Source organism: Pseudomonas sp. NPDC087639 (genome assembly GCF_044743385.1).
Lineage (GTDB): Bacteria > Pseudomonadota > Gammaproteobacteria > Pseudomonadales > Pseudomonadaceae > Aquipseudomonas.
Genome location: NZ_JBIUWI010000004.1, coordinates 61,798 through 87,100, shown reverse-complemented (window position 1 = coordinate 87,100; position 25,303 = coordinate 61,798). Strand labels below are relative to the sequence as shown.

Annotated in this window: 22 protein-coding genes, 2 tRNA genes and 2 pseudogenes; 13 read left to right on the top strand and 13 right to left on the bottom strand. The window is 57.8% G+C overall.

The window, feature by feature from the left end:
* The first annotated feature begins 11 nt into the window (after nt 1–11).
* Nucleotides 12–99: transfer RNA gene (locus ACIOVB_RS03860), tRNA-Ser, on the top strand.
* 442 nt (nt 100–541) lie between these two features.
* Here the strand turns inward: ACIOVB_RS03860 and ACIOVB_RS03855 are convergent.
* Nucleotides 542–3,643, bottom strand: a complete 3,102-nt coding sequence (locus ACIOVB_RS03855; RefSeq protein ID WP_401264967.1) for an autotransporter outer membrane beta-barrel domain-containing protein — start codon at nt 3,641–3,643, stop codon at nt 542–544.
* Nucleotides 3,644–3,976: 333 nt separating this feature from the next.
* Nucleotides 3,977–4,111: pseudogene (locus tag ACIOVB_RS03850) on the bottom strand (integrase); the annotation flags it as partial.
* A gap of 110 nt (nt 4,112–4,221) precedes the next feature.
* On the opposite strand from ACIOVB_RS03850, the pseudogene ACIOVB_RS03845 reads away from it, so the two are divergent.
* A pseudogene (locus tag ACIOVB_RS03845) lies at nt 4,222–4,401 on the top strand (hypothetical protein); the annotation flags it as partial.
* An 83-nt stretch (nt 4,402–4,484) separates the two neighbouring features.
* Here the strand turns inward: ACIOVB_RS03845 and ACIOVB_RS03840 are convergent.
* Nucleotides 4,485–5,426: a LysR family transcriptional regulator gene (locus tag ACIOVB_RS03840; protein ID WP_401264965.1), complete on the bottom strand. Its 942-nt coding sequence runs from the start codon at nt 5,424–5,426 to the stop codon at nt 4,485–4,487.
* Between the two features lie 104 nt (nt 5,427–5,530).
* On the opposite strand from ACIOVB_RS03840, the gene ACIOVB_RS03835 reads away from it, so the two are divergent.
* A complete protein-coding gene (locus tag ACIOVB_RS03835) occupies nt 5,531–5,986 on the top strand; it encodes a GFA family protein (RefSeq protein WP_401264963.1) in 456 nt (151 codons plus the stop codon).
* Nucleotides 5,987–6,133: 147 nt separating this feature from the next.
* On the opposite strand, the gene ACIOVB_RS03830 is transcribed toward ACIOVB_RS03835, so the two are convergent.
* Nucleotides 6,134–7,363, bottom strand: a complete 1,230-nt coding sequence (locus ACIOVB_RS03830) for an MFS transporter (RefSeq protein WP_401264960.1) — start codon at nt 7,361–7,363, stop codon at nt 6,134–6,136.
* Nucleotides 7,364–7,593: 230 nt separating this feature from the next.
* On the opposite strand from ACIOVB_RS03830, the gene ACIOVB_RS03825 reads away from it, so the two are divergent.
* From ACIOVB_RS03825 to ACIOVB_RS03805, 5 genes are all read left to right on the top strand, one after another.
* Nucleotides 7,594–8,526 (top strand): AraC family transcriptional regulator N-terminal domain-containing protein, encoded by a 933-nt coding sequence (locus tag ACIOVB_RS03825; RefSeq protein WP_401264957.1) that lies wholly within the window; start codon nt 7,594–7,596, stop codon nt 8,524–8,526.
* Nucleotides 8,527–8,614: 88 nt separating this feature from the next.
* Nucleotides 8,615–9,070 carry a (2Fe-2S)-binding protein gene (locus ACIOVB_RS03820; protein WP_187680405.1) on the top strand — a complete coding sequence of 152 codons (456 nt, stop codon included), beginning with the start codon at nt 8,615–8,617 and terminating at the stop codon, nt 9,068–9,070.
* The gene (locus ACIOVB_RS03815) at nt 9,070–11,325 is read left to right on the top strand and encodes a molybdopterin cofactor-binding domain-containing protein (RefSeq protein ID WP_401264954.1); all 2,256 of its coding nucleotides are present in this window, start codon (nt 9,070–9,072) and stop codon (nt 11,323–11,325) included. Before ACIOVB_RS03820 ends, ACIOVB_RS03815 begins: the two co-directional genes overlap by 1 nt.
* 17 nt (nt 11,326–11,342) lie before the next feature.
* Entirely contained in the window at nt 11,343–12,695 is a 1,353-nt protein-coding gene (locus ACIOVB_RS03810; RefSeq protein WP_401264952.1) for a c-type cytochrome, read from the top strand.
* Between the two features lie 12 nt (nt 12,696–12,707).
* Nucleotides 12,708–13,745, top strand: coding sequence for an XdhC family protein (locus ACIOVB_RS03805; protein ID WP_401264949.1), 1,038 nt, complete (start codon nt 12,708–12,710; stop codon nt 13,743–13,745).
* A 206-nt stretch (nt 13,746–13,951) separates the two neighbouring features.
* Here ACIOVB_RS03805 and ACIOVB_RS03800 read toward each other — a convergent pair whose 3' ends face one another.
* The 3 genes from ACIOVB_RS03800 to ACIOVB_RS03790 all read right to left on the bottom strand — a co-directional run bounded on the left by ACIOVB_RS03800 (nt 13,952) and on the right by ACIOVB_RS03790 (nt 16,235).
* The gene (locus tag ACIOVB_RS03800) at nt 13,952–14,881 is read right to left on the bottom strand and encodes a ZIP family metal transporter (RefSeq protein WP_401264947.1); all 930 of its coding nucleotides are present in this window, start codon (nt 14,879–14,881) and stop codon (nt 13,952–13,954) included.
* Between the two features lie 255 nt (nt 14,882–15,136).
* Nucleotides 15,137–15,352, bottom strand: a complete 216-nt coding sequence (locus ACIOVB_RS03795; RefSeq protein ID WP_401264944.1) for a hypothetical protein — start codon at nt 15,350–15,352, stop codon at nt 15,137–15,139.
* A 217-nt stretch (nt 15,353–15,569) separates the two neighbouring features.
* Nucleotides 15,570–16,235: a TIGR02466 family protein gene (locus ACIOVB_RS03790; RefSeq protein WP_401264942.1), complete on the bottom strand. Its 666-nt coding sequence runs from the start codon at nt 16,233–16,235 to the stop codon at nt 15,570–15,572.
* Nucleotides 16,236–16,426: 191 nt separating this feature from the next.
* Here ACIOVB_RS03790 and ACIOVB_RS03785 point away from each other — a divergent pair, with 191 nt between their 5' ends.
* Nucleotides 16,427–16,636 carry a hypothetical protein gene (locus ACIOVB_RS03785; RefSeq protein WP_401264939.1) on the top strand — a complete coding sequence of 70 codons (210 nt, stop codon included), beginning with the start codon at nt 16,427–16,429 and terminating at the stop codon, nt 16,634–16,636.
* 1 nt (nt 16,637) lies between these two features.
* Here the strand turns inward: ACIOVB_RS03785 and ACIOVB_RS03780 are convergent, their stop codons facing one another.
* Both ACIOVB_RS03780 and ACIOVB_RS03775 read right to left on the bottom strand, forming a co-directional pair.
* Nucleotides 16,638–17,051 (bottom strand): cupin domain-containing protein, encoded by a 414-nt coding sequence (locus ACIOVB_RS03780; RefSeq protein WP_401264937.1) that lies wholly within the window; start codon nt 17,049–17,051, stop codon nt 16,638–16,640.
* A gap of 123 nt (nt 17,052–17,174) precedes the next feature.
* Nucleotides 17,175–18,083 carry a transcriptional regulator GcvA gene (locus tag ACIOVB_RS03775; protein ID WP_401265074.1) on the bottom strand — a complete coding sequence of 303 codons (909 nt, stop codon included), beginning with the start codon at nt 18,081–18,083 and terminating at the stop codon, nt 17,175–17,177.
* Between the two features lie 109 nt (nt 18,084–18,192).
* On the opposite strand from ACIOVB_RS03775, the gene gstA reads away from it, so the two are divergent.
* From gstA to ACIOVB_RS03760, 3 genes are all read left to right on the top strand, one after another.
* Nucleotides 18,193–18,804: a glutathione transferase GstA gene (gstA, locus tag ACIOVB_RS03770; protein ID WP_401264934.1), complete on the top strand. Its 612-nt coding sequence runs from the start codon at nt 18,193–18,195 to the stop codon at nt 18,802–18,804.
* An 85-nt stretch (nt 18,805–18,889) separates the two neighbouring features.
* The gene (locus tag ACIOVB_RS03765; RefSeq protein ID WP_123464338.1) at nt 18,890–19,270 is read left to right on the top strand and encodes a RidA family protein; all 381 of its coding nucleotides are present in this window, start codon (nt 18,890–18,892) and stop codon (nt 19,268–19,270) included.
* 211 nt (nt 19,271–19,481) lie between these two features.
* Nucleotides 19,482–21,470, top strand: coding sequence for a U32 family peptidase (locus tag ACIOVB_RS03760; protein WP_401264931.1), 1,989 nt, complete (start codon nt 19,482–19,484; stop codon nt 21,468–21,470).
* Between the two features lie 113 nt (nt 21,471–21,583).
* On the opposite strand, the gene ACIOVB_RS03755 is transcribed toward ACIOVB_RS03760, so the two are convergent.
* Nucleotides 21,584–21,658, bottom strand: a tRNA-Gln gene (locus tag ACIOVB_RS03755).
* 318 nt (nt 21,659–21,976) lie between these two features.
* Between ACIOVB_RS03755 and ACIOVB_RS03750 the strand changes: the two genes are divergently transcribed.
* A complete protein-coding gene (locus ACIOVB_RS03750) occupies nt 21,977–23,011 on the top strand; it encodes an alpha/beta fold hydrolase (RefSeq protein WP_401264929.1) in 1,035 nt (344 codons plus the stop codon).
* A gap of 74 nt (nt 23,012–23,085) precedes the next feature.
* Here ACIOVB_RS03750 and ACIOVB_RS03745 read toward each other — a convergent pair whose 3' ends face one another.
* The 3 genes from ACIOVB_RS03745 to ACIOVB_RS03735 all read right to left on the bottom strand — a co-directional run bounded on the left by ACIOVB_RS03745 (nt 23,086) and on the right by ACIOVB_RS03735 (nt 25,259).
* Complete coding sequence (locus tag ACIOVB_RS03745) at nt 23,086–23,382, bottom strand: DUF6124 family protein (protein ID WP_401264927.1); 297 nt, start codon at nt 23,380–23,382, stop codon at nt 23,086–23,088.
* A 16-nt stretch (nt 23,383–23,398) separates the two neighbouring features.
* The gene (locus ACIOVB_RS03740; RefSeq protein WP_401264925.1) at nt 23,399–23,764 is read right to left on the bottom strand and encodes a DUF6124 family protein; all 366 of its coding nucleotides are present in this window, start codon (nt 23,762–23,764) and stop codon (nt 23,399–23,401) included.
* Nucleotides 23,765–24,236: 472 nt separating this feature from the next.
* On the bottom strand, nt 24,237–25,259 hold the full coding sequence (locus tag ACIOVB_RS03735) for a GlxA family transcriptional regulator (protein ID WP_401264922.1): 1,023 nt from the start codon (nt 25,257–25,259) through the stop codon (nt 24,237–24,239).
* Nucleotides 25,260–25,303: the final 44 nt, after the last annotated feature.

Sequence of the window (25,303 nt, the reverse complement as noted above, 5' to 3'; positions counted from 1 at the left end):
CGCAACGCAACGGAGGTGTGGCCGAGTGGTTTAAGGCAACGGTCTTGAAAACCGTCGACTGTAACAGGTCCATGAGTTCGAATCCCATCGCCTCCGCCATCTTATGTACGACAAAGCCCTGATTATTCAGGGCTTTGTCGTTTCTGGCATTCAGAAAATTGGCTCCTCTCTCTACGGATCGTTTCCGCATCTTTTCGGCCATTTCCGCAACCCTGCCCTTCGACACTGGTGCGTACCCTTAAATTTAGTTGATTCGACCTCGAAGCTCATGGGGATGTGGCTGCATTCGATACGCAGCTTTCGGCCATAATCGGACAGTGGTCTAAACGTCCAATGGCCAACAGAAACGTCAATCGATACTAGTCAAGCGCCCCAACTGGCTACAGGCAGCGGTTATTTTCTTGGGAAGGAATCGTTTTTTTGTCTGAAATAACGAAATGAACCTGCCGATTGTCATCAACAAAAATACAAACGAACAAGACCCGAATTCAAAGATCCGGGTCCTATTCGCTTTACTTCAAACTGCCTTCAGGAGAGGCTTTTACCAGGCGTAGCGGTAGCCTACGTTCACCGAATAAGGCTGTTCGATGCCATTGCCCTTGGTGTATTCCGCATCGATGAAGAACTTGTGCTTCTCGGCGGTTTGCAGGATTACCCCGCCACCGATTTCGGCCCGCGAACCTGGCAACTTGCTGTCCAGTGTTACATCGTTGACGCTCACCTTGCTGTCACCGGCATGTTCGGTAATCCACGATGCTTTGGCGTATGGCTGCACGGACATACCGTTATCCAGTTTCATGTTACGACCGAAGAGGCTGCCAACTCGGCTCTGAACGGAAGTAACGGCGTCCTGTTCGACTTTCAAGCCATTGCTTGCGGTGTAATCGCCACTGCCCACGCGGAACGCTTGCACTTCCAGTTGTGGTTCGACGAACCAGCCTTGTCCAAGATCGATTTGCTTGCCAACCTCAACGCTCGCCGCGATGGCGTGATTCTTGTATTTGCCATCCACCTTCTTACCCATATTGCTGGTGATGTCGACCTTGTTGTCCAAGTGGGTGTACTTCAGCACGCTGTCAACGTACACGCCGTTTTGGTCGATGTAGGTTGCATAGGTGCCGAGCATGGCGCTGTCGATCTGGCCTTTGCTGCCTTCGCCGAAGTTCTGACGAGCCTCACCTTGTCCAGCCATACCGCCGATGTACAGCTTGCCGTTGTAGAAAGGAATGGCCTTGTCGGCGCCGATCTCGAAACCGTTGACCTGCTGCTCAAAGGTACGGCTGGAACCTGTATCGATGCGCTGCTCCTTGCCGAAGCCACGAGTCCACAGACCACCCTCATCATTGCCCATACGCAACTCGCCGAGTCGTTTGGTCAAGGCATTCATCTGCGCACCGATGAGTCCCGTGGCCGCCGCCTGTTGAGCGATGGCAGCGTTTGCGCCCTTACTCAGGTTCTCTGGTTGAGGATTGCTAATAATGGGGTCAATGGGCGCAACGATATCTCCGGCACCGCCACCGGTATCACCCACTGGACCCTCGCCACCGCCCGCATCCTGTGCAGTGCCGGCCAGGTACCAGTCATCGCCACGCTGCTCGAGGCCATAACGGAAGGCACCCACGTCGACTTTACCGCCGTACAAATCGAACTTCCCCGCGCCGCCGTTGGTATCCACCAGCATCAGTGCACCACCCTGTGCCTGGTGGCCGGAATCGGCAACGATCAGCGTGTGCTCCCCGTCAACTTGCCCTTCAACCTTGAGCAAGTCGCCTTGTAGCGTCGCCAGGTCAGTGTTAAGCAAGAAGCTGCCATTGCCGCTCAAATTGCCCACCGTCAGCGTTTTGAACAAGCCGTTGGAGTGGTCGAAATTGACACGGCCGTCGTTCAACGAAAGAGCGCTCACCGAAGAGTCGCCAGTCATATTCCACATACTGCCACCACGGAGGCTCAGATTATGTAAACCAGTCGATGCGCCTTTCCAGGTAGAAGCTTCGTTAAGGTTAAGGCTGCTGTCGAGGGTGTAATCACGGTCGATCTCCACATCCCCTTTAAGTCGGGAGCCGTTAGTGGCGCTCAGTGCTACGCTCACAACTTGCTGTCCTCCCGATTCGGCGGTCCCGCCGGCCATTAATGTTTTACCTTCGATGGTAGAGCTGTCAGCAGTCACATCAAAAGCAACGGAGTCGCTCGCCTTGATAGCTACATTATCGGAACTGACCACAGTATTCTTAAGCAGGACGTTTTTCTGATCCGCTCCGTAAGCGCCAATAGCAGTGGCAAATTTGCCATTCACCTTAATACTTGAATTATCGAAGCTAATATTGGAAACAGGTGAACTAGAGCCCAGAGCCAGGCCTATGTTGTCCTCTTCGTCTCTATCATCAGCAAGACTCATAGCAATATCGACGTTATTGCCCACAACGGTGCCCCCCCAGCGGGCGGCAATCCCCATACCACCTACTTCGCCGTGAATACGAACGTTATCGAGGGTTACATTTCCAGTATCTGCATAGATACCATGCCCCCCCGACATTTCAATATCGCTGTTGACAAGATTCACATATGAATCAGTAAACGCCCAAACCATTGGCGGACGCGCGCCGCTGTTTTTAATACTCACATTGTTCGCATTGACAATGCCTCCACTTGCGACAGTGATGGCAGTACCCGTTGAGTGCAGGTTTGACGACTCAACATTCACCGTCCCTCCAACGTCAGCCCTTATCGCTTCGCTTTTAGAGGCAATGTCCATGTTATTGACATCAACGGTCCCCCCTCCATAAGCATGAACTCCGTAACTAGTACCAGTTCCGCTTGTGGTGATACTGCCGCCGTCCACGCTTATATGAGCAGCCTCTCCGTTGGCCTGCATTCCAATACCATTGGCGCCCGAGGTACTGATCACGATATCGTTCGCCACCACCGTCCCGCCTGGGTTGGCGTATATTCCATAGCCCCTGTTATTGGTGGTTTTAATGGTGGCTCCGCGAACGTTGACGTTACTGGTTCCTAATGCTGCAATTGCAAATCCGAAAGATCCGTGGGTAACAATATCGAGATTGCTGACATCGGCCGTCGAGTTCGTCACGAGCAGGCCCGAGCCTGTGCTGTTGATCTGCACATGGTTACCAAGTAGCTGGCTTGCTTCTTTGACATCCAGCGCGACGCTGTTGCCCAGTGTAGCGATCTGGGTGTTTTGAAGGTTTACCGTAGAGCCGCCAGACGCCATCAAACCAGACGTATTGGCCATGAGGGAATTTACGGTCATGCCGATCAAATTCAGCGTGGAGTTGCTTTCTACCAGAACAGCGCCCAAGCCAGTGCCTGAAGCGCTGAGAATACCGTTGCTCCAAGTCGCCTCACCGACATTCATAACCCGCAATACAGGGTTGTTGTCACCTGATGTCGTCATTGTCCCCGTACCGCTATAGGTCGTCCCGTCGACGACCATAACAGCAGCGTGCCCCACGCTGGAAAAAGCCAACAACAAGCTGGCAGACAACGTGCTCAAGGGAAAAGCCGGCGCTTTTGAAGATAAGCGCGCAAGGCTGTTGCGCGATTTTAATACGTCAGACGCCGACTCCGACGGCAACACAAAATAGGTACGCGTGCGATTCCATATAGCTCGGTAGATGCTGTTCATAAATCTCTCATTCATTGATTTTTTTCAGGACAGGCTTAAACAAGCCAGAGCTCGAAAGTCATTGAGGAGAGATTTGAACAGGAAATTTAGCGGCAAAAATTCAGGCTTTTCCGACTGGACTGTAGGAATATTCCTACGAGCTGGCTGCTCTTTTTGGTATTCAGCAACTCTTGTCTCCGTCTACTTTCAGATGAAACCTAGCGGAGTTGAGTGGTAAGTATTGGTCGTTTCCAGCCCTTGGTGATCGGCGCCAATGGGGTGGATCGCGACGGTCTAGCATCGACCGTCGCAACGGGTGGTTAAACTTCCGTCTGTTCAGCCATTCCAAGATATCTTCGTCCTCCGATAAATCAGCGATGCTTTGGTTTTCCGTAGCGAATGAGTACCGTACATCGTTGCGTCAAGGCCAATGGCTGTTACCCACGCTTTGACTATCCGAGCGTACTGTCTGGTGGAGAGATGTTGTTCCAAGGCTGATGGCTGTAAGTAGCAATAGTGCTCATGGCCTGTCCTCCACGTTCAAGGAGGACAAGGGTGGATCACTCACAATGAGTGGTGGTCGCTATTCGACCACTACAATCCGCCCGAAAGCCGCTTCGAAAATCAGCGATGTGGGTGACGCCAGCCTGCTGCTTGGGCACACAAAAGGCGACATTACCGAGCGGGTTTATCGCTGCGCTGGCGGAGTTCGAGCCCCATCGCCTCCGCCATCTTATATACGACAAAGCCCTGATTTTTCGGGGCTTTGTCGTTTCTGAAGTTCGCGATTTTTCGCTTCATACTCTCTGGATCGTTTCAGGCATTTCCGCAACGCTTCCATTCTGATATCGGCGCTGCCTACTCAAATCACATTGCTCGCGACCAGATGTTCAGGGTGTTTGGCTGTGCTCTGTACGCTGCTTTCGTCCAGATAAAGGGCCAGCGCTTCCCCCAAGGCTTCGAATGTTCTGGCGATGCGCCCAACTTTGCGCAGGTCACTGTGCATGGCAATCCAGACATCAACGTCGAAGCCAAAGCTGTCAGGCAATAACTGGATCAGTCCATAGGTCGCTGCGACGGTGGTAGCGCATAAGCCAAATCCGAGACCATTTCTGAGTGCGGCGAGTTGAGCAAGGTGGTTATCGGTGGCGATAGAGAACGGTTGGTCTACTTCGCACAGCCCCACCTCGACCAGTCTGCGTAAGTCAGCAGTGCGGCGATCGGGTCCAATCAGTGGCGCGCGACGCACCTCTTCGAGACTTGCAGGCTCGCCATAGCGTTCAAGGCATTGGGCATTTGCGAACAGGCCCACTCGTAAAGCACCGGCGCGTCGCACGACTATTTCCGCTTCTCTCGGGCGTACGAGGCGCACAGCGATGTCTGACTCCTGTCGGGCGATGTCTTCCAGCGAATCGTTGATACTGAGCTCAAGTTTCAATTCTGAATGCTTGTAATGAAACTCACGCATCAACCCCGGGAGCACCTCGACGCCCAGAAAAGCGCTGCTTGCGAGCCTGACGGTGCCACTCGTGACCTGCGTTTCAGCGCTGGCCATGCGATTGAACGCCTCGGCAGCCATCGCCATGGATTCGACATGGTGAACCAGCCCACGTGCCGATGCTGTAGGCACGAGCCCCGAGGAGGTTCGTGTGAATAACTTCACGCCCAGACCCGCTTCAAGGCTGTCGAGACGTCGACGAGCCGTTGCCTGCGCAATTCCCAGCAACCTGGAGGCGCCCGATAGGCTGCCACTGCGCAGAACCGCCAGGAACACTCGCTGGCTTTCCCATTCCAGCCCGCTCATCTATTCCGTACCAACGGTTGCTCCATTAATTGTCTTCTGGTGGATTCGAGAAGCATGGATGATGAACCCCTGACTCGTAGCGCAGCATTATAAGGAGCAACATCATGGGTTTGACCGGCCAATGCCGATGCGGACAAGTGCATCTTCAACTGCAGATTGAAGCACTTCCACCTATATATGCATGCCACTGCCTGAACTGCCAGCGATGGAGCGGCAGTGCGTTCGCATTGCATATGGTCTGTCCCGCTCAGGCGATTGAGGCGTCGGGGAGCATGCTTACATACCTGCATGAAGCAGAAGAGCACTCGTCGACGCAGTACGCCTGCAGTAAGTGTTTCACACGACTATTCAATGAGACCGATGCTGCCCCGGGCATGCGTGTATTGCGGGTTGGCGTACTCAATGGGGCCGACCGCTTGACGCCTTTGGCACACATCTGGACCAAGCGTAAACAGCCCTGGATTTCGTTGCCTGAAGATGTAGCCCAGTGGCCGGAAAGCCCAACTCCCGAAGACTTTGCCTTGGCGATCAATCAACAGACACCAAAGGCTGCAAAGTAATGTTGGAAATAATATATCTGCTGAGATAAGCGAAAAAGGCGCCAGATTGGCGCCTTGAACATTATCAAGCGATTTTGATCACCACCTTCTCAAATGCTCCCCTCGCGAGATGCTCGTAGGCTTCTCGTGCAATCCAGGCGCCAGGTATCACCGTGGCCGAGCATCTGGACAATGGCGGTTTGGTGGAAATTCTAAAGCCCTATCGCCCAGCCCTTCGGTGGCATGGCGACCCGCTAGCCAAGCAAGCGCAGAAGCGGCGACCAACACGGCTGCGCTGAGCTCGAATGTGGCCTTGTAACCGCTCAGATCAAATGCCAGGCCACCAATGATTGCTCCTCCCGCGATAGCTAACTGGACGATGGCCACAAGCAAGCCTCCTCCGGCTTCCGCATCATCAGGCAGCGTTTTCGCCAGCCATGTCCACCATCCGACCGGAGCGGCCGTAGCGACCAATCCCCAGAGGCCAAGCAGCACAGCGGTCAGTACCGGCGATTCGCCGAAGTTCACCAGAGCCAGTGCGATGCCAGCCATGATCAGCGGGATAACTGTCAGCGTGCGGTACAGGCTGCTCCCCATAAACCTTTCGATCAGAAAGGTGCCGATAAACCCTGCAAGTCCCAGCCCCAGCAGCATGAAGGACAACGTTGAGACACTGACGCCCGTCACGCCCTCAAGAAATGGCCGCAGATAAGTGAACAGCATGAACTGTCCCATGAAAAACACGCTCACCGCGACCATCCCCAATGCGACTGGCAACTGCTTCATCAGCCGCAGAACGTTACCGCTACCTGCCTGGCGCTCAGCACTGAACGACGGCAGGCTGATCAGCAGCCATACGGCTGCAAGCACTGCAACAGGAACCACACAGAAGAAAGCGCCGCGCCAGCCTATCAGCGAGCCAAGGAACGCGCCCGCCGGTGCGGCGATTACCGTGGCCAGAGCGTTACCGCCATTGACGATGGCCAGCGCTCGGGAAACTTGATCAGGCTTTACCAAACGCATTGCCGTCGCCGCCGACAATGACCAGAAACCGCCGATGGCTATGCCGATCAAAGCACGTCCGATCATGAATGAAGGATAGCCTGGCGCGAGCGCGACGACCGTGCCTGACACGATCATCAGCAAGGTCAGACACAGCAGCAACTTCTTGCGTTCTACGCGAGCGGCGATCGAAGCAATGACCAGGCTTGTGATCAATGCAAAGGCACCGGACACGGAAATACCCTGCCCTGCCTGGCCTTCCGTGATGTGCAGGTCTGCCGCAATGGGCGTCAGCAGGCTGACGGGCATGAACTCTGAAGCGACCAGGGCGAATGCGGCCAACGACATGGCAAGCACCGCGCTCCAGCCGCGTTTTTCTGTAGAGGGAGAAGTCATGGAAACTACCTTTGGTGCGAAAAACGTGTGGGTGTGATGCGCAGGGGTTCAAGCAGTTTGTCGCCCATACGGGCACTCCCCTGTAACAGATAGACACATTCTCCCGGTCGATCCGCCTCTGCCCTAGTGCATTCCTCTTGAATGCTTGCCTGATCCTCTGAGGATGCAGGGTGGTGGATAGGAAACGCCTCTGCAGCGGATTAGAGTTCGGTCAACAGGAGCGACCCACCATGATCGATACACCCCTGCGCCATGAATCACCTTTGGCGTTGAACATTGACCCGCGCGTGAGCGCACCGGGTGACTTCGTCACGTCCATACCCGGGCTGTCGCTGTTTCGTCGCGACCAGCCGGCCCCCCCTGTCGTGTGCATGATCGAGCCAAGCCTCATTCTCGTAGGCCGTGGGGAAAAGCGCTTGTGGGTCGGTGGCGAAGGCTACCGCTACGGCCCTTCGCGGTTTCTGGTCACGTCGCTGGACCTGCCAGCCAATTCCGAAGTGATGCTAGCCAGTCCCGAACAGCCTTGTGTCGGGCTCGTGCTGAAACTGGATGTGAGCATGCTCGCCGAGGTCATCACCAAGGTTGGCATGCCTGCGAAGCGACAACCCTCCACCGGCACAGGCGCAGGCATTGGCACTATGTCGACCGCCCTGGAAGGTGCGCTCGATCGCCTGCTGGCATTGCTCGATGAGCCCGAGGCGATCCCGGTGCTCGCGCCGCTGATCCTGCGGGAAATCCACTATCGGCTGCTCTATACCGATCAAGGGGCACGGCTGCGGCAGATCACTGCTGTCGATGGCCAGGGTTATCGCATCGCCAAAGCCATCGACTGGCTCAAGGTCAACTTCACCGATGCATTGCGCATCGATGATCTGGCGGCGCGAGTGCAAATGAGCGCTCCCACCTTTCACCATCATTTCCGCCAGCTCACCGGCATGAGCCCGCTGCAATACCAGAAGTGGCTGCGGCTGAACGAGGCCCGTCGGCTGATGTTGATGGAGCGTCTGGACGTTTCGCGTGCGGCATTTGCAGTCGGGTATGAAAGTCCTTCGCAGTTCAGCCGCGAATATGGCCGCCTGTTTGGGACCGCGCCCAGTCGTGACATTTCGCTGCTGCGTGGCCAGCCATTCGAGGCGCAAGCGCTCGACAACACGGCCAGTTGAGCGAACGACACGCTTTACCGGTGATGCGCCTCGCAGCGTTTCACCGCTTATAAAAATGCACGTCAACCGATGATCAAGCGGGTGAACCATGGAACTACGAATCAACCAGAAGACCTATCAGGTCGATGCCGACGCCGATACCCCCCTGCTGTGGGTGATCCGCGATGATCTGGGCATGACCGGTACCAAGTACGGCTGCGGACTGGCGCAATGCGGCGCCTGCTCCGTGCTGGTGGACGGCAATGTCGTGCGCTCGTGCGTTACGCCAGTGGCTGGTGTGGTCGGCCGCGAGGTCACCACCATTGAGGCCATCGAAGCCGATGACGTGGGCAAAAGGGTCGTCTCGACCTGGGTCGATCTTCAGGTCGCCCAATGCGGCTACTGCCAGTCCGGACAGGTGATGGCCGCCACCGCGCTGCTCAAACAAAACCCCAAGCCGAGTGATGCACAGATTGAGGCCGCGATGGTCAACCTGTGCCGCTGCGGCACTTACAACGCCATTCATGCCGCGATGCATGAGCTTGCCGGCAAGGGAGAAGCGTGATGAATGTCCGTATCGACCCTCCCCAGGAAGTATCAGCGCTTGATCTGCACGATCCGGTGAATGTGTCGCGCAGACGTTTCTTGACCGGTACCGCCGTGGGCGCACTGGTGCTCGGCTTTGGCCTGCCGCTCGGTTCGACACGTGTGCAAGCTGCAGCGGCGGCGACTGCACCGCTCGAGCGCGGCACACAGGTTCCCGCGTTTCTGGAGATCCGCCCGGACAACCGCGTGCATCTACTGTGCCCGTTCATGGAAGGCGGCCAAGGTACGTTCACCGCGATGGCGCAGATTGTCGGCGAAGAACTGGATGCCGACCCGTCGACCTTCCTGGTCGAAGCCGCACCACCCGGCGAGGCCTATGTGGTGATGGAAAACGGCATGCGTGTCACCGGCGGCAGTATGTCGGTGCGCATGAGTTACCCGGTGATGCGGCGCCTCGGCGCACTTGCCCGCGCCATGCTTTTGCTGGCGGGTGCAGAAAAGCTTGGCGTGCCGGTCGCCGAGTTGACCACCGAACCTGGCAAAGTCGTACATGCCAAGTCGGGCCGCTCGTTGACGTACGGTGAATTGGCCGAGCGCGCGATGGATCTGCCGGTTCCCGATCCGGCCTCTGTGAAGCTGCGTGATCCGAGCCAGTTTCGCTGGATCGGTAAACCGGTCAAGCGCGTCGATGCCTATGACAAGTCCACGGGCAAGGCGCTTTACAGCATCGATCTGAAGGTCGACGGCATGCTCCATGCCGCCGTTCAGCATGCCCCGCGCCTGGGTATGACGGTGGGCAACCTGCGCAACGAAGATCAGGTCAAGGCAATGAAAGGCGTGCATTCCGTGCATCGTCTGCCCGGTGCCGTGGCGGTAGTCGCCGAGCGTTGGTGGCACGCAAAACGTGCGGTGGAGGCGATTCAAGTCGACTGGCAAGAGCCAATGGCCGACAGCAAAGTGCGGCCGATGCCCGCCGACTTTTCCAGCGATGCGTGGCTCAAGCGACTCGCCGACGACAAAGGGCCAGCCAGAGATGATGAAACCCAAGGGGATGTGGCTTCGATTCTTGGCGATGCCAAGTCCCGCGTCGATGCCACCTACCACAACCAATACCTGAACCACGGACAGTTGGAACCGCCCTCTGCGCTCGCCAGATTCAATCCGGACGGTTCGCTGGAAGTCTGGCTGCCTAATCAGGCACCGGACATGTTCCGTGCGGATATCGCCAAACGCACAGGGCTCGATGCGTCTCGCATTACCTTGCATTCGCCATTGCTGGGCGGATTCTTCGGTCGGCATTTCCTCTACGACTCCGCCAGCCCCTATCCTCAGGCGATCGAATTGTCCAAGGCGGTTGGCCGCCCGGTCAAACTGATCTGGAGTCGAGAGGAAGAGTTCCTGCGAGATGTGCTCCGTCCCGTTGCCGCGGTGAATTTCCGCGCGGCGCTTGATAGCGACGGCTGGCCGCTCGCAATCGAAGCGATCAGTGCCACCGAAGGTCCCACTGAAGCCATCGCCGGCAAGCAGGGTGAGAAGCTCGACCCTACGGCGCTTGAAGGGTTGTCAGGCAAGTCCTACGCGATCCCCAACAAGCGGATCGCGCAGATCTACGTCAAAGGTCCGGCGATGCTCGGTTACTGGCGTTCGGTAGGCAATTCCCTCAACGACTTCTTCTATGAGTCGTTCCTTGACGAACTGGCCGACAAGGGCGGCAAGGACCCGTTCGAACTGCGCCTGCATTTGCTGCGTGACAACCAGCGGCTGACCACACTGCTGCAAGCGGTGGGTGAACTGTCGGGAGGCTGGAAGCGCGGGCCGTTTACCGCCGAGGATGGCAGCCGACGTGCGCGCGGCGTGGCGATGGCTTCGCCGTTCGGTACCGAAACGGCCGTGATCGCCGAAGTGTCCATCGAGAATGGGCAGGTCAAGGTGCACGATATCTGGCAGGCAATTGACCCGGGCAGCATCGTCAATCCGGCGATTGTCGAGGCTCAGGTCAATGGCGCCGTGGCGCTGGGGCTGTCGCAGACGCTGGTGGAGGAATCCGTATGGGTTGATGGCAAACCCCGGGCGCGCAACTACGACCTGTATCCGATCCTGCCGCCTGCGCGGATGGCACGGGTACACGTGCGTGTCATCGAGAGTGGGGAAAAAATGGGCGGTATCGGCGAACCGCCGCTGCCGGCCGTGGCGCCAGCCGTCGCCAATGCGGTGGCAACGCTAACCGGTCAGCGGGTGCGCAGCCTGCCCATGAGCCGCCACACCTTCACTTGATCAGCGCCGGAGCGCCCATGAATAACAGCCGATTCGCAAGAACCGCTGGCTGGCTGGCAGTGCCGTGCCTGGTCGCGGCAGGCCTGCTGGCCTGGTATGTCACCCGCGAGCCCGCCTCGCCCCTTGAAAGCCAACCGATCGCTGCGGCCGACATCGAACCGGCGCTGGTCGCGCGTGGCGAATACGTCGCCAGGCTTAGCGATTGCGTGGCATGCCACAGCGTGCCAGGTGGTGCGCCGTTCGCCGGAGGCCTGGAAATGGCCACACCGCTGGGCGCGATCCACGCGACCAATATCACCCCGGACACAGAAACCGGCATCGGCCACTACAGCCTGGCGGACTTCGACCGTGCCGTGCGCCACGGCGTGGCACCCGAGAGCCGACGTTTGTACCCGGCAATGCCCTACCCGTCTTACGCCAAGCTCAGTGATGACGACGTGCGAGCGCTGTATGCGTTCTTCATGAAAGGCGTGGCGCCAGTCAAACAGGCGAACATCCCGAGTGCCATTCCCTTTCCGCTGAACCTGCGTTGGCCGATTGCGCTGTGGAACGGTGTGTTTGTCGACGCCGAGCCCTACGTGGCCAAACCGGCGCAGGATGAAGTGTGGAACCGCGGCGCTTACCTCGTTCAGGGCGCCGGGCACTGCGGCAGTTGCCATACGCCTCGCGGCCTGGCGTTCAACGAGAAGGCACTGGATGAATCCGGTACGCCGTTCCTCGCTGGCGCCTTGCTCGATGGCTGGTACGCGCCGAGCTTGCGCGATGACCACAACACCGGCCTGGGTCGATGGAGCGAACCGGAGATCGTGCAGTTCCTCAAGACCGGGCGCAACAGGCACGCGGTGGTCTACGGCTCGATGACCGAGGCGTTCAACAACTCCACGCAGTTCATGAGCGACGAAGACCTGACGGCTATTGCCCGTTATCTCAAGTCGTTGCCTGGGGACCGCCAGCGCGACGGGCAGCCATGGCAATATCAAGAGGTCTCGGCAGCGACGCGCCTGAATGCGCCGGGCGCCCACACCTACGAGACGCGCTGCGCCTCCTGCCACGGCCTGGACGGCAAGGGACAATCGCAATGGATGCCACCGCTGGCGGGTGCCACTTCTGCGCTGGCCAAAGAAAGTGCCTCGGCGATCAACATCACCCTTAATGGTTCGCAGCGTGTCGTGGCTGCCGGTGTACCGGACGCCTATCGCATGCCGGCATTCCGCGAGCAGTTATCGGATCAGCAGATTGCTGAGGTACTGACATTCATGCGCAGCACCTGGGGTAATCAGGGCAGTGCTGTTGATGCACAGGCGGTTGGCAAGCTGCGCGAACACACCGATCCGGCCAGCAGCAGCCCGATCATCCTGCACATGCGCTAAGAGGAGAGCCTGATGGAAAGCATCGACTTGCTGGTCCTGCGCACGGCGCGGGACTGGCTCGCCGCCGGCGAGCGTGTACTGCTCGCAACGGTGGCGCGCACCTGGGGTTCTTCGCCGCGCCCGACGGGGTCGATGATGGCCTTGCGTAACGACGGTCGAGTGGTGGGCAGCGTGTCCGGGGGCTGTATCGAAGACGATTTGATCCATCGCTATACCACGGCCCATGGCGGCAGTGGTTTTGACGACAGCGCACCGCAAGTGGTGCGCTATGGCGTCAGCGCCGATGAGGCGCATCGATTCGGCTTGCCCTGCGGTGGCACGCTTGAACTGATCCTCGAGTTCAGCCCGTCCTGGCAGTCGCTCGATGAACTGCTGATCCATCTGGATGGCGGGCGGCTGGTGCGCCGCTGCCTGGCAGTGGCGTCCGGCCAGGTGACGCTCGCACCCACGGCGACCCCGGAGCAGTTCACGTTTGACGGCCAACAGATGCTAAATACGCTGGGACCGGGCTATCGGATGCTCATGATCGGTGCCGGCGCATTGTCCGAGTACCTGGCCACCATGGCGTTGTTCAACGGCTTCAAGGTAGCGGTTTGCGATCCACGTCCGGAATACATCGAGACTTGGGCGGTAGACGGCGTGGAGCGCATCGTCGGCATGCCGGATGACGTGGTCCGCGACTTCGCGGTCGATCTGCGAACCTGCATCGTCGCTTTGAGTCATGACCCGAAACTCGACGATCTGGCGCTGCTCGAAGCCCTCCACAGCCCGGCGTTTTACATCGGCGCCATAGGCTCGCGGCGCAACAGCCAGCTGCGTCGCGAACGCCTGATCGAGCATTTTGGTGAGACCCAGGCCTCGCTGGAGCGTTTGCACGGACCGATCGGCCTCTACATCGGCAGCAAGACGCCTGCGGAAATCGCCGTCAGCGTGATGGCCGAGATTCTTGCGGCCAAGAATGGTGCGAGCTTGCCGAGTGAGCTCAGCGTTGCCCAAGCTAAACATGCCATTGAATCTGTGGCCTCATCTGCTCGTTCATCATTGCCTTGACTCTGCATTTGCGTTTTACAGATGCAAAAAAAGCCCCTGTGAATGCTAAGGCCTCGGCCGGAAGAGCATTGGTGACAAAAACCTCACCAGGATGTCTAGGCTGAAGATATCAAACCGGGATATTGGATCTCGACAGTCAACGTCATCAGCCACCCTTTCCTCAGCCATCAGATTTTCGTCGACTCTGGCGAGACTGACGACGGGCTCTATCCCAGGGCGGTATCGAGAAACATCATCACCCCGAACCCAAGCATCAAGCCAAGCGTCGCAGGGGTTTCGTGGCCATTGCGGTGGGTCTCGGGAATCACTTCGTGGGACACCACGAAAATCATCGCGCCGGCAGCCAGACCGAGGGCGATGGGATAACCCAGCGCGAAGCTGCTGGATATACCCAGGCCGACAATAGCGCCGATCGGCTCCATCAATCCTGACCCGACGGCGATCAGCGCCGCGCGCAGTGCGGAAATGCCCGTCACGCGTAACGCCAACGCGACAGCCAAACCTTCGGGGATGTCTTGAATGGCAATGGCGGTGGTCAGAGGCAAGCCCACCTGCATGTCACCGTTGGCGAAACTCACACCGATGGCCATGCCTTCCGGCAGGTTGTGCAGCGTGATCGCCAAAACGAACAACCAGACCCGATTGATGCGCTTGGATTCAGGCCCGCGACGGCCACTTTTTTCGTGCTCGTGGGGGACGAAACGATCCAGGCCAACCATCAACCCCACGCCCAGCGCCAACCCTGCAACGACAACACATGCGGCAAGCAGTTGATTGCCGCACAGCGCTTGCGCCGCCTCGATGCCGGGAAGGATCAGCGAAAAAGAACTGGCGGCGAGCATCATGCCGGCGGCAAACCCGAGCATGGTGTCTTGAGTACGTGCAGCGATATTGCGCAACGCAATCGCTGCAACGGCACCGGCCGCTGTCGCGGCGAAGCCGGACATTCCACCGAGGAAGGCAAAATACAGATTTTGTTTGTTGGCACCGACGAAAGCGCCATAGCCGCTGATCAACAGCAAAACAGTTACGCCAATCAGCACTGCCCAGAAAACCCGTCCGCCCCATCCAGGGCCTGAGAAACGGGCGAACCAGGTTCGAAAAGGCGCGTCGGATGAGGTCAACGGTTCGGGCATGACGATCTCCTGTTTTCTTGAATAGCTGCGACGTTCCAGGGTTCCGACATCGCCATGAACGCAAATGCTTCAGTGATAGTCCTCTCCGGCGACCGCTCGCGGACCCAACTGATGAGTCAGCCTCCTATGTCCATGCCGATTTGACCATCCAGTGCCTGCCTCACCTACCAGACCAAGCGTCAAGACTTCGAGAGCGCTGTTGCCGAGTTTGCGCTTTTGCATAGGAGATCTCCCTGATGAGCGGGGCTCGCGCACTCACGTAAACCAGAAAAGAAATCGCTCCGCCCTTTCATACCCCTTCTCGCTGGCAAAAAAACACAGCATGTCGAGCATAATGCCCGTCACAGCGAACACGACGCCTTGGCCAACCGCGTCGAAGATAATCAGGAAGATACCCAAAACAGTAAAGGCACAGCCAAGCGCTGCCAGCATTCTGCGGCTGTTGGTTTGACTCGGATACTTGTTCAGCATTTCTCACCGGCTGAAGTCATCAATTCCATGGCTGAAACTGTAGACCACGCTGCTGCGCACCTATCCATACCGTCTTTCAGAAAGGGCCATTGCAAGGCGTCTACTCATGAATGACCTTGATGTAATCGTTCAACTTTGAGCGCCGCAACAGCACCCAGTCGCTACTTTGCAGGCCAAAACATCTAGAAGTGTTTTGCTCGACCAGATCGGGCTGTCATCAAGCGCCAAAGTTGAACGCTATGGAAATCCGCGGTCTCGCCCCTTCATAACGCGTTACTGAATGCATCAACCACGATGGAAACATGAGGAACGTTCCACTTTGGGCGGCACAAGTAATACTGAAACCGGCGGTAAGGCAATCTTCAACTCGCATGCGCAGCGCCGGGTTGTAGGTCGATGCAACCATGCCGCGCGGGTCGATGAATTCCAGATCTCCGCCAACGCCGGGATCTTCCTCCCGGCCGCCGGCGTCGACCCAGTAAACCCCAGACCAGAACGCACCGGGATGGCCATGAAGTGCATTGCTGTGGCCGGCCTCGTTAACGTTGGCCCAGGCGTTGACCTTCCAGTCGAAAACAGGCTCGGTCAGGCCGTATTGATCGCTGTGCACCGCTGTCAGTTGAGTGGCAAAGTCAGTGGCGAATCTCACCAACGCATTGCACGCCGCCCCTCCCCATGCGGAGAAATCGCTCGACGATTGCCAACCACCGTCATTGCTGTGGTGTGCACCACTGCGATCTTGCGCCATACGACGGGTGACGATGGACTTCAACTCGGCATTTAGTCTTTCTGCATCGGGGTACTGAATACTCGCCAGGGGTGTTGCGAACAGTCGCCGGATCTTTATAAGTTCGGGATCTATCAGATTGTTGTTCGACTGCATTGCACTTTCTCAACTTGCGCTAGTTGCAACGAACTATATCGAGCGAAGTGAAATACCGATGTAAACCTTTGTTAAAACTATACTTTAAAAAGTTAAAAGTGCATTCAAGCACTCTCGCTTTCAACTTCCCGGCGACCGGGCATCGTGCTAAAACTGCACATCCCCGCACAAACTCGCAGGACAGTCACGCAATGCCCAAGAAACCGCCGGTCAGTAAAGAGGCCGCAACCGCCGCAGAAATCGAGCGCTCCATTCAGGCGTTGAACAAAATGGCCGAACGCCTGTGGGGTGATGGTCGAGAAGCCGAGGCCAAGGCGCTTCTCGACGCGCTTGATGCATTAAACCGGGCGCTCGACCGGATCAGAATTGGCGAGAGTCGCAGGATTGTGACTCTCCATTAACCTACGGTTTGAGAATCAGCAGCGGCTCGCCCTTCTTCACAATGTAAGTCGCCAGTTCAGAAGCCTTCTCTTTGCCGACGTTGCTGGCGACATGCGCAACACCCGCCGGAATAAACAGCGAATCCCCGGCCTTCAGTATCACCGGCGCCCTGCCCTCAAGTTGATATTCAAATGTCCCGCTGATCACGTAAGCGACTTCCACGCCCGGATGCGCATGCTTGGGCGAGGTCACGCCGGGTTCGAAATCGACCCGTGCCTGAATCACCTCACGGTCGGCAGCGCCGAGATCCTGGCGAACCAGATCCGTGCGGCTCAGGCCTTGTTGCCAGCTCTTGGGTTGCGTGTCAGCAGCGTGTGCGATTGCGGTCATCGAAGCGAGTACTACAGCGGTAGCCAGAAACAGTGGACGGCGCATGATGTTGCCCTCTTGTACGTAGTGGTGTGGTGACCGCTACTTTGCACAGGGCATGTATGGCTGATGTGTCTTAAACCCGGTGTTTGTTATTGGCGTGTGTACACGGGCGTCATTGATACACGCTTATACAAACCTTTCGCTGTTCTGCTGCTGCGCCAGCAACCATGTCCGCAAGGCGACGATCTTTTTAGAGTCGGCGGTTTCATGAGGTGTCACCAGATAGAAACCCAGATCATCCTTCAAGCGCAGAGCAAAAGGCGCCACCAGTCGCCCGGCCCGCAGGTCGTCGTCGACATAGGTCGAGCGCCCGATGCAAACCCCCTGCCCGTCAACGGCGGCCTGTACGGCCATCATTGCCAGATCGAAGGTCAACCGTGGTCCTTGGGCCAGTTGCGCTGGCTGGCCCGCTGCGCTGAGCCAGACGCTCCAGTCTCCGCCGGTCATACCGCTAACTTGCAGCATCGTGTGATGGGCCAAATCAGCAGGCGTATTCAAGGCCTTTGTCCCGCCGAGTAACGCCGGGCTGCACACGGGAAAAATCTCATCGGACATCAAAAAATCGGCACGCAGGCCCTTCCAGTCACCTCGGCCATAGCGAATCGCGGCATCAATGCCACCCTTGCGAAAATCCACCAGATCGGTAGAAGCGCTGACTCGTACTTCAATCTCAGGAAATGCCTGCTGAAATGAAGGCAGGCGCGGCAGCAACCACTTGGATGCCACCGACACCAAGGTGCTGATGGTCAGCACGCTGTTGTTGCGCGACACCAGCAATTGCTCCGTTGAATAGCGCAATTCGTGAAACGCCGAACGGATGCCGGGCAAGTAGGCATGCCCGTCTGCCGTGAGCGCCAAACCGTCCTTCAACCGCAGAAACAGAGGCACGCCAAGCTCATCTTCGAGTCGACGTATCTGATGACTGATCGCGGTTTGCGTGACGTTCAGCTCCTGCGCAGCCAAGGTAAAGCTCATGTGCCGAGCAGCGGACTCGAAGGCTCTCAAACCATTCAAGGAGGGCAATCTGGCGACCATATGACGTTCAATACTCATGAGATTTTGTCATACGCTAACACTCGAAATGACCTTTGCGAAACGCTCAGTGACGTTGGATTCTGGCGTCCTTTCTCCACAAGGAACTGCCATGAAACTGTATTTCGCACCGATGACCTGTTCTCTGTCACCGCACATTGTGCTCCGGGAACTGGGGCTGCCGTTCGAGCTGATTCGCGTCAACAACCAGACCAAACGCACCGCCGACGGGCGTGATTTTCGTGAGATCAATCCCAAGGGGTATGTGGCAGCGTTGGTACTGGATAACGGCGAGGTGCTGACGGAGGGGCCGGCGATCCTGCAGTTCCTTGTCGACCAAGTTCCCGGTAGTGCGCTGGCGCCGGCCAATGGCACGTGGGAGCGTTCGCGTTTGCAGGAACATCTGAACTTCATCAGCAGCGAAATTCATGGCGGCAGCGCGCCACTGTTTAACAGTCAGATCCCGGAATCGATCAAGTCGCTCTTCAAACACAAACTGTTTTCGCGTTTGGAGTTACTGAGCCAGATGCTCGCAACACAGGACTATCTGATGAGTACCTTCGGCGTGGCCGACGCCTACCTGTTTACCGTCCTCACCTGGCTACCGACATTCAACATCGATATTGAGAACTGGCCGGTGCTGGCCGCCTACATGAAGCGCATCGCCGACAGGCCAAGTGTGCGGTTGGCGATGGCGGCAGAAGCGGCCACACAGCCGGTCTGATCCGTGCCGTTTGCGCGAACGGGCCATGTCGCCAGTGAATCTGTAAACTGGCGCAAACTTTTACTCACTCAAACAAGAGATCAGCATGGCCAACCAAGACATCACTTTCACTCCGGACCCGGACGCCGACTCGATTTCCTCCGACGTCGCGACCTTTGGCGGGATCATGGTCTCCACGCAGATTCCGACCCGTGCCGATGGCAGCCTGGAACTGGGTGGTATTACCGAGCAAAGCGAATGCACGCTGCAAGCGCTGAAAGTCGCACTGGAACGTGCCGGCAGTTCGATGGATCGGGTGATGCACCTGACTATCTACCTCACCGATATGGCTGATCGTGCGGCGTTCAACGAAGTGTACAAACGTTTCTTCGCCAAGCCGTGGCCAGTGCGTGCAGCGGTGGGCGTCGCCTCGCTGGCCGTCGAAGGCATGCGTGTGGAAGTGACTGCGATGGCCGCCAAGGCCTGACGTCACACCCTAACGCCCTGTAGGAGCTGTCGAGTGGAACGAGGCTGCGATCTTTTGATCTTTGAAATCAAGATCAAAAGATCGCAGCGTGCCGCAGCTCCTACAAAAGCGAGACCAGGTCTGCAATAGCCATCGGGCAGCACAGGCGTGCCGGGCGCGCGTTTCGCGGGTAGAATGCGCGCCTAACCGTGACAGCCTGACTAAAAAAACTATGTCCTTGCCCAAGCATCATCTGGAATTGCTCAGCCCTGCCCGCGATGTCGCCATCGCCCGTGAGGCGATCCTGCACGGCGCCGACGCCGTGTACATTGGCGGCCCGAGCTTCGGCGCGCGCCACAACGCCTGCAACGAAGTGAGCGAAATCGCCGAACTGGTGGAGTTCGCCCGCAAGTATCACGCGCGGATCTTCACCACCATCAACACCATCCTGCACGACAACGAACTGGAGCCGGCGCGCAAGCTGATCCATCAGTTGTACGACGCGGGCGTCGATGCGCTGATCGTCCAGGATCTGGGCGTGATGGAACTGGACATTCCACCCATCGAACTGCACGCCTCGACCCAGACCGATATCCGCACCCTTGAGCGAGCGAAGTTCCTCGATCAGGCCGGTTTCTCGCAACTGGTACTGGCTCGCGAGCTGAATCTGCAAGAAATCCGCGCCATCGCCGACGAAACCGATGCCGCCATCGAATTCTTCATCCATGGCGCGCTGTGCGTGGCCTTCTCCGGCCAGTGCAACATTTCCCACGCGCAAACCGGTCGCAGCGCCAACCGTGGCGACTGCTCGCAGGCCTGCCGTTTGCCGTACACCCTCAAAGATGAAAAAGGTGGCGTGATCGCCTACGAAAAACACCTGCTGTCGATGAAAGACAACAACCAGAGCGCCAACATCCGCGCCCTGGTTGAAGCCGGTGTGCGTTCGTTCAAGATCGAAGGTCGCTACAAAGACATGGGCTACGTGAAGAACATCACGGCCTATTACCGCCAGCGCCTCGACGACGTACTCGAAGATCGCCCGGATCTGGCCCGCGCTTCCAGCGGCCGTACCGCGCACTTCTTCCTGCCGGACCCGGAAAAGACTTTCCATCGTGGTAGCACCGATTACTTCGTCACCGATCGCAAAATCGACATCGGCGCCTTCGATTCGCCGACCTTCACCGGTTTGCCGGTGGGCACGGTCGAGAAAGTCGGCAAGCGTGACATGCAGGTCGTGACCCACGAGCCGCTGTCCAACGGCGATGGCTTGAACGTGCTGGTCAAGCGTGAAGTGGTCGGTTTCCGCGCCAACATCGCCGAAGCCAAAGGCGAGTTCGATGAAGACGGCGAGAAGCGCTACCGCTATCGCGTCGAGCCGAACGAGATGCCGGAAGGCCTGTTCAAGCTGCGTCCGAATCACCCGTTGAATCGCAACCTCGATCACAACTGGCAGCAGGCACTGCAAAAGACTTCTTCCGAACGCCGCGTGGCGCTGAGCTGGTTTGCACGCTTGCGTGAAGAGCAGCTGGAAATCACCGCCACCAGCGAAGAAGGCATCAGCGCCAGCGTCACCCTGAACGGCCCGTTCGGCGTCGCCAACAAGCCTGAGCAGGCGCTGGAACAACTGCGCGATCTGCTCGGCCAGCTGGGCACCACGCAGTACCATGCCACCGACATCAAACTGGATGCGCCACAGGCCTTCTTCATTCCTAATTCGCAGCTCAAAGCCCTGCGCCGTGAAGTGATCGAAGCCCTCACCGCCGCCCGTGTCGCCGCTCACCCACGCGGTAGCCGTAAAGCTGAAACCAGCCCGCCGCCGGTGTACCCGGATTCGCACCTGACCTTCCTGGCCAACGTCTACAACCAGAAGGCGCGCGACTTCTATCATCGTCACGGCGTGAAGCTGATCGACGCCGCGTACGAAGCGCACGAAGAACCAGGCGAAGTGCCGGTGATGATCACCAAACACTGCCTGCGCTTCTCCTTCAACCTGTGCCCGAAACAGGCCAAAGGCGTGACCGGCGTGCGCACCAAAGTCGCGCCGATGCAGTTGATCCACGGCGATGAAGTGCTGACGCTGAAGTTCGACTGCAAGCCGTGCGAGATGCACATCATTGGCAAGATGAAGGGCCACATCCTCAACCTGCCGCAACCGGGCAGCGTGGTCGGCCACATCAGCCCAGAAGACCTGATGAAAACCATCCCCCGCGCACCGCACTGAGTGGTTGGCGAGTGCGGTGCTTCGGCGCTGTACTCGCCCGCCCTGCTCTACCGGGCCAAATCGCAGGCATAAAAAAACGCCAACTTCTTGCGAAGTTGGCGTTTTTCAATAGATGGCAGGGGCGGCTGGATTCGAACCAACGCATGGCAGGATCAAAACCTGCTGCCTTACCGCTTGGCGACGCCCCTACAGCTCTTGTCAGCGGCTCCGTGAGGATCGCTGCGAGAACGGGGCGCAATTTAACAACATTCGTTACGTTTGTGAAGCGCGAAGTGAAATATTTTTTGTTTTAAAACAGCGACTTATTATTTTGGCCGAATTCGGGCCAGTGATCAGTGGGTTTAGCGCGGTGTATCACACTGTGTACGAACCCCGCCGCGATACAGCGCCTTTCAACAACGCCCCACTTCGACACAGGCCAGATACGTCCCTACGCTTAAATGCACTGAAGGTTTCAAGGATTCATACAGAACCCTTGGCCAAAGGCTCGCACAGGAGACGTCACCATGAAGATGGCACTGCAAACCCGCAAAACCGGCACCGCGCTCGGCTTGTCGATTCTCGCTTTCTCCTTGTTTGGCGCCTTCGGCACAGCTCAGGCGCAAACCTCTGAACCTGCAGCAGTAAGCTATTCCGCACCCTCGCCCTTCGGCCCGTTGAAACATGTGAAGGCCGGTGTGCTCGACGTCGCTTATGCCGAAACCGGCCCCGCAAACGGCCCGGTGGTAATTCTGTTGCACGGCTGGCCGTACGACATTCACAGCTACAACGAGGTCGCGCCTTTGCTGGCGGCCAAGGGCTATCGGGTATTGATGCCCTATGCGCGCGGTTATGGCGATACACAGTTCCTCTCCAAGGACACCCTGCGCAATGGCCAACCGGCGGCGCTGGCCAGTGATGTCATCGACTTCATGGATGCCTTGAAGATCAAGCAAGCGGTGCTCGGCGGGTATGACTGGGGCGCACGTTCGGCGGGCATCGTCTCGGCGCTGTGGCCGGAACGGGTCAAGGCACTGGTGGCGGTCAGCGGCTACCTGATCGGCAATCAGGCTGCCGGCCAGAACCCGCTGCCGCCCAAGGCGGAATTGCAGTGGTGGTATCAGTTCTACTTTGCTACCGACCGGGGTCGCGCCGGCTACGCGAAAAACACCCACGACTTCGCCAAGCTGATCTGGCAACTGGCGTCACCGCAGTGGAAGTTTGATGACGCCACGTTCGACCGCTCTGCCAAAGCCCTGGAGAACCCGGATCACGTCGACATCACCGTGTTCAACTACCGCTGGCGTCTGGGCCTGGTGCAGGGCGAAGCGAAATACGCAGCGCTGGAGCAGAAACTGGCCACCGCACCGTCAATCAGCGTGCCGACCATCACGCTGGAAGGCGACGCCAACGGCGCACCGCACCCGGCGCCTGAGGATTACGCGAAGCGCTTCACCGGTAAATATCAGTTCCGTTTGATCAATGGCGGGATCGGGCACAACTTGCCGCAGGAAGATCCGCAGGCGTTTGCCAAGGCTGTGATTGATGCGGATCACCTGTAAAAGCGTCTTATCCTGGCGCAGACAAAAAAGCAGTCAGCCGCAAAGGCTGACTGCTTGATCATTAACGTGAGTGATTAGTCGATTGGCACAACGTTATCCAACGCCTTGTTCACCGCCAACTCCCCCAACATGACCACTTGTGCAATGCCCAGCAGGGTATTGCGGTTCGACCCCTCCAGCACACCTGCAAAATTACCGAGCATGACCGCGGCGGACGCCAAGGAACCGCTGGCATTGGTCAGCAAGGATTCGGTGTCGGATTGCGGGTTGACCGTAAATAGAGTGCTGGGCGTATAGGGTGTGGCCATGATCACGGCCGCCGGCAGCAGGCAATCCGGATCGGTAACCGGTGGTTCGGGTGTCTTGGACATCAGCTGAAACTCCCAACTAGTGCGGCAAGCGCTGGTTGTCGAGGACTCGACCGACCACCAGCTCACTGAGCATGATCACCTGTTGCAGGATCAGCATCTTTTTGCGCTGTGAACTGTCGATCGAATCGGCGAGTTCACGCGCCATGTCACTGGCTGACGATAAGGTTTCAGTCGCCTCGACGAGCAGCGTTTCGTTATCCACGGTGGGATCGATGAGGTAGATCTTGCCGGTCTTGCGGGTGGGTATTGAAGTCTTCAGTGCTGAAGGATTGAGGTAGAAGTTGATCGCGTGTTCTGTTGCCTTTTTGATGTTTTGCACATCAAGGGCAGGATCGTAGGGGATTGGATCGGTTTCTGGTGGGTTCGGCGTGATTTTGAACATAAAGGACTCTTTGTCTTAAAAGAATTGAAGAGCCGTCACTTTCGCTACCAAACGAAGGGTGGCGGCCACACGTGGGTTGGTAGACCGGTCAAGACAGAGAAAAACCCCGGCGCCCCCGGAAGGGCCCCACGCATGGCCACCATATAAAAACTGAGCCCCAAAAAAGAGACTGCATAAGGTGTGACGCCATACGGTTGTCGAGAAACGGGCTACCAAACCCGATCACTGTTTTGCAGTGACAGGGAAACGATACAGCCCGCCTCATAGACGTGTAAGCCGGCGGATTCTGGCGTACGCGTAGGTAACGGCGCAAGGTGTTGTAGCCGTTATGGCGTAACAGGTGGTGTAAGTTAAACGTGCGTGCGAAGTGGTGTTTAAGCACCTCGGAGGTCGTGAATCCTTTGTTCCCTTTGCGGGTCGATTTCAGGCCCCCTCACATCAAAAGATCGCAGCCTTGGATACCGGGCGTGGGCTATTTGACCAACCGTTTCTCTTTCGACGGGCGATAGCCAAAATACGAGCTGTAGCACTTGCTGAAGTGGCTCGGCGAAACGAACCCGCACGCCACCAGCACTTCCACTTGCGATAACTCGGTGTGTTGCAGCAAACGTCGCGCTTCGGTGATGCGCAATTCCAGGTAATAGCGCTGCGGCGTGGTGCCCAGTTGTTCCTTGAACAGGCGCTCCAACTGGCGGCGGGACCGACCGGCGTAGACCGCCAGTTGCTCCAGCTCCAGCGGTTCTTCGAGGTTGGCGTCCATCAGCTTCACGACTTCACGCAACGGCGCGCTGACACAGATATTTTCATCCGGTTTGATCCGCCGGTACCGCGACTCTTCGAACGCCAGAATGTCTTCGACGCCCTCCACCAGTGCCTTGCCGTGCAGGCCTTTGATCCAGTCCAGCGCCATGTGGAAAGCTCCCGACGGGCTGGACGCCGTGAGCCGGTCGCGATCGATCACGTAAGGCTCGCTGCTGACGTGGGTGGACTTGGCGATTTCGGTGAGCGCCGGACGATGCTCCGGGTGGATCGCGCAGCGGTAACCGTCAAGCAATCCGGCGCGCCCGAGAAACCACGCACCATTCCACAAACCGGCCAGACTGACGCCCCGCTCCGCCGCTGCACGCAACAGATGGATCAACTCATCCGTCGCCTTCAACTCGGTACGATAACCACCGCACACCACCAGCAGATCCAGCTCCTGAAGCGCTGCCAGATCAATCCGCGCATCCGGGCGAATGACCAGCCCCAGGTCACTGACCACCTCGCCGTCACTCAATGCCAGCGTGCGCGAAGAGAACAGGCCCGGACGGAGCAGGTTGCTGGTGATGATCGTGTCCAGCGCCTGGGTAAAGGCCGGCAGTGAAAAGTGTTCGAGCAGCAGAAAACCGGTGCGGGTCAAGCGGGTGTCAGCCGATTGCTCATTCAGATAGCGGAGGTTTTTACCCTTCATGCCCCCGCTGAATTGGCGTCGTTCGATCAAGGTCTGGTCCATCGGTCATGTTGTTATTCGCCGATAGTTGGCCTGAAGCGCCGAAG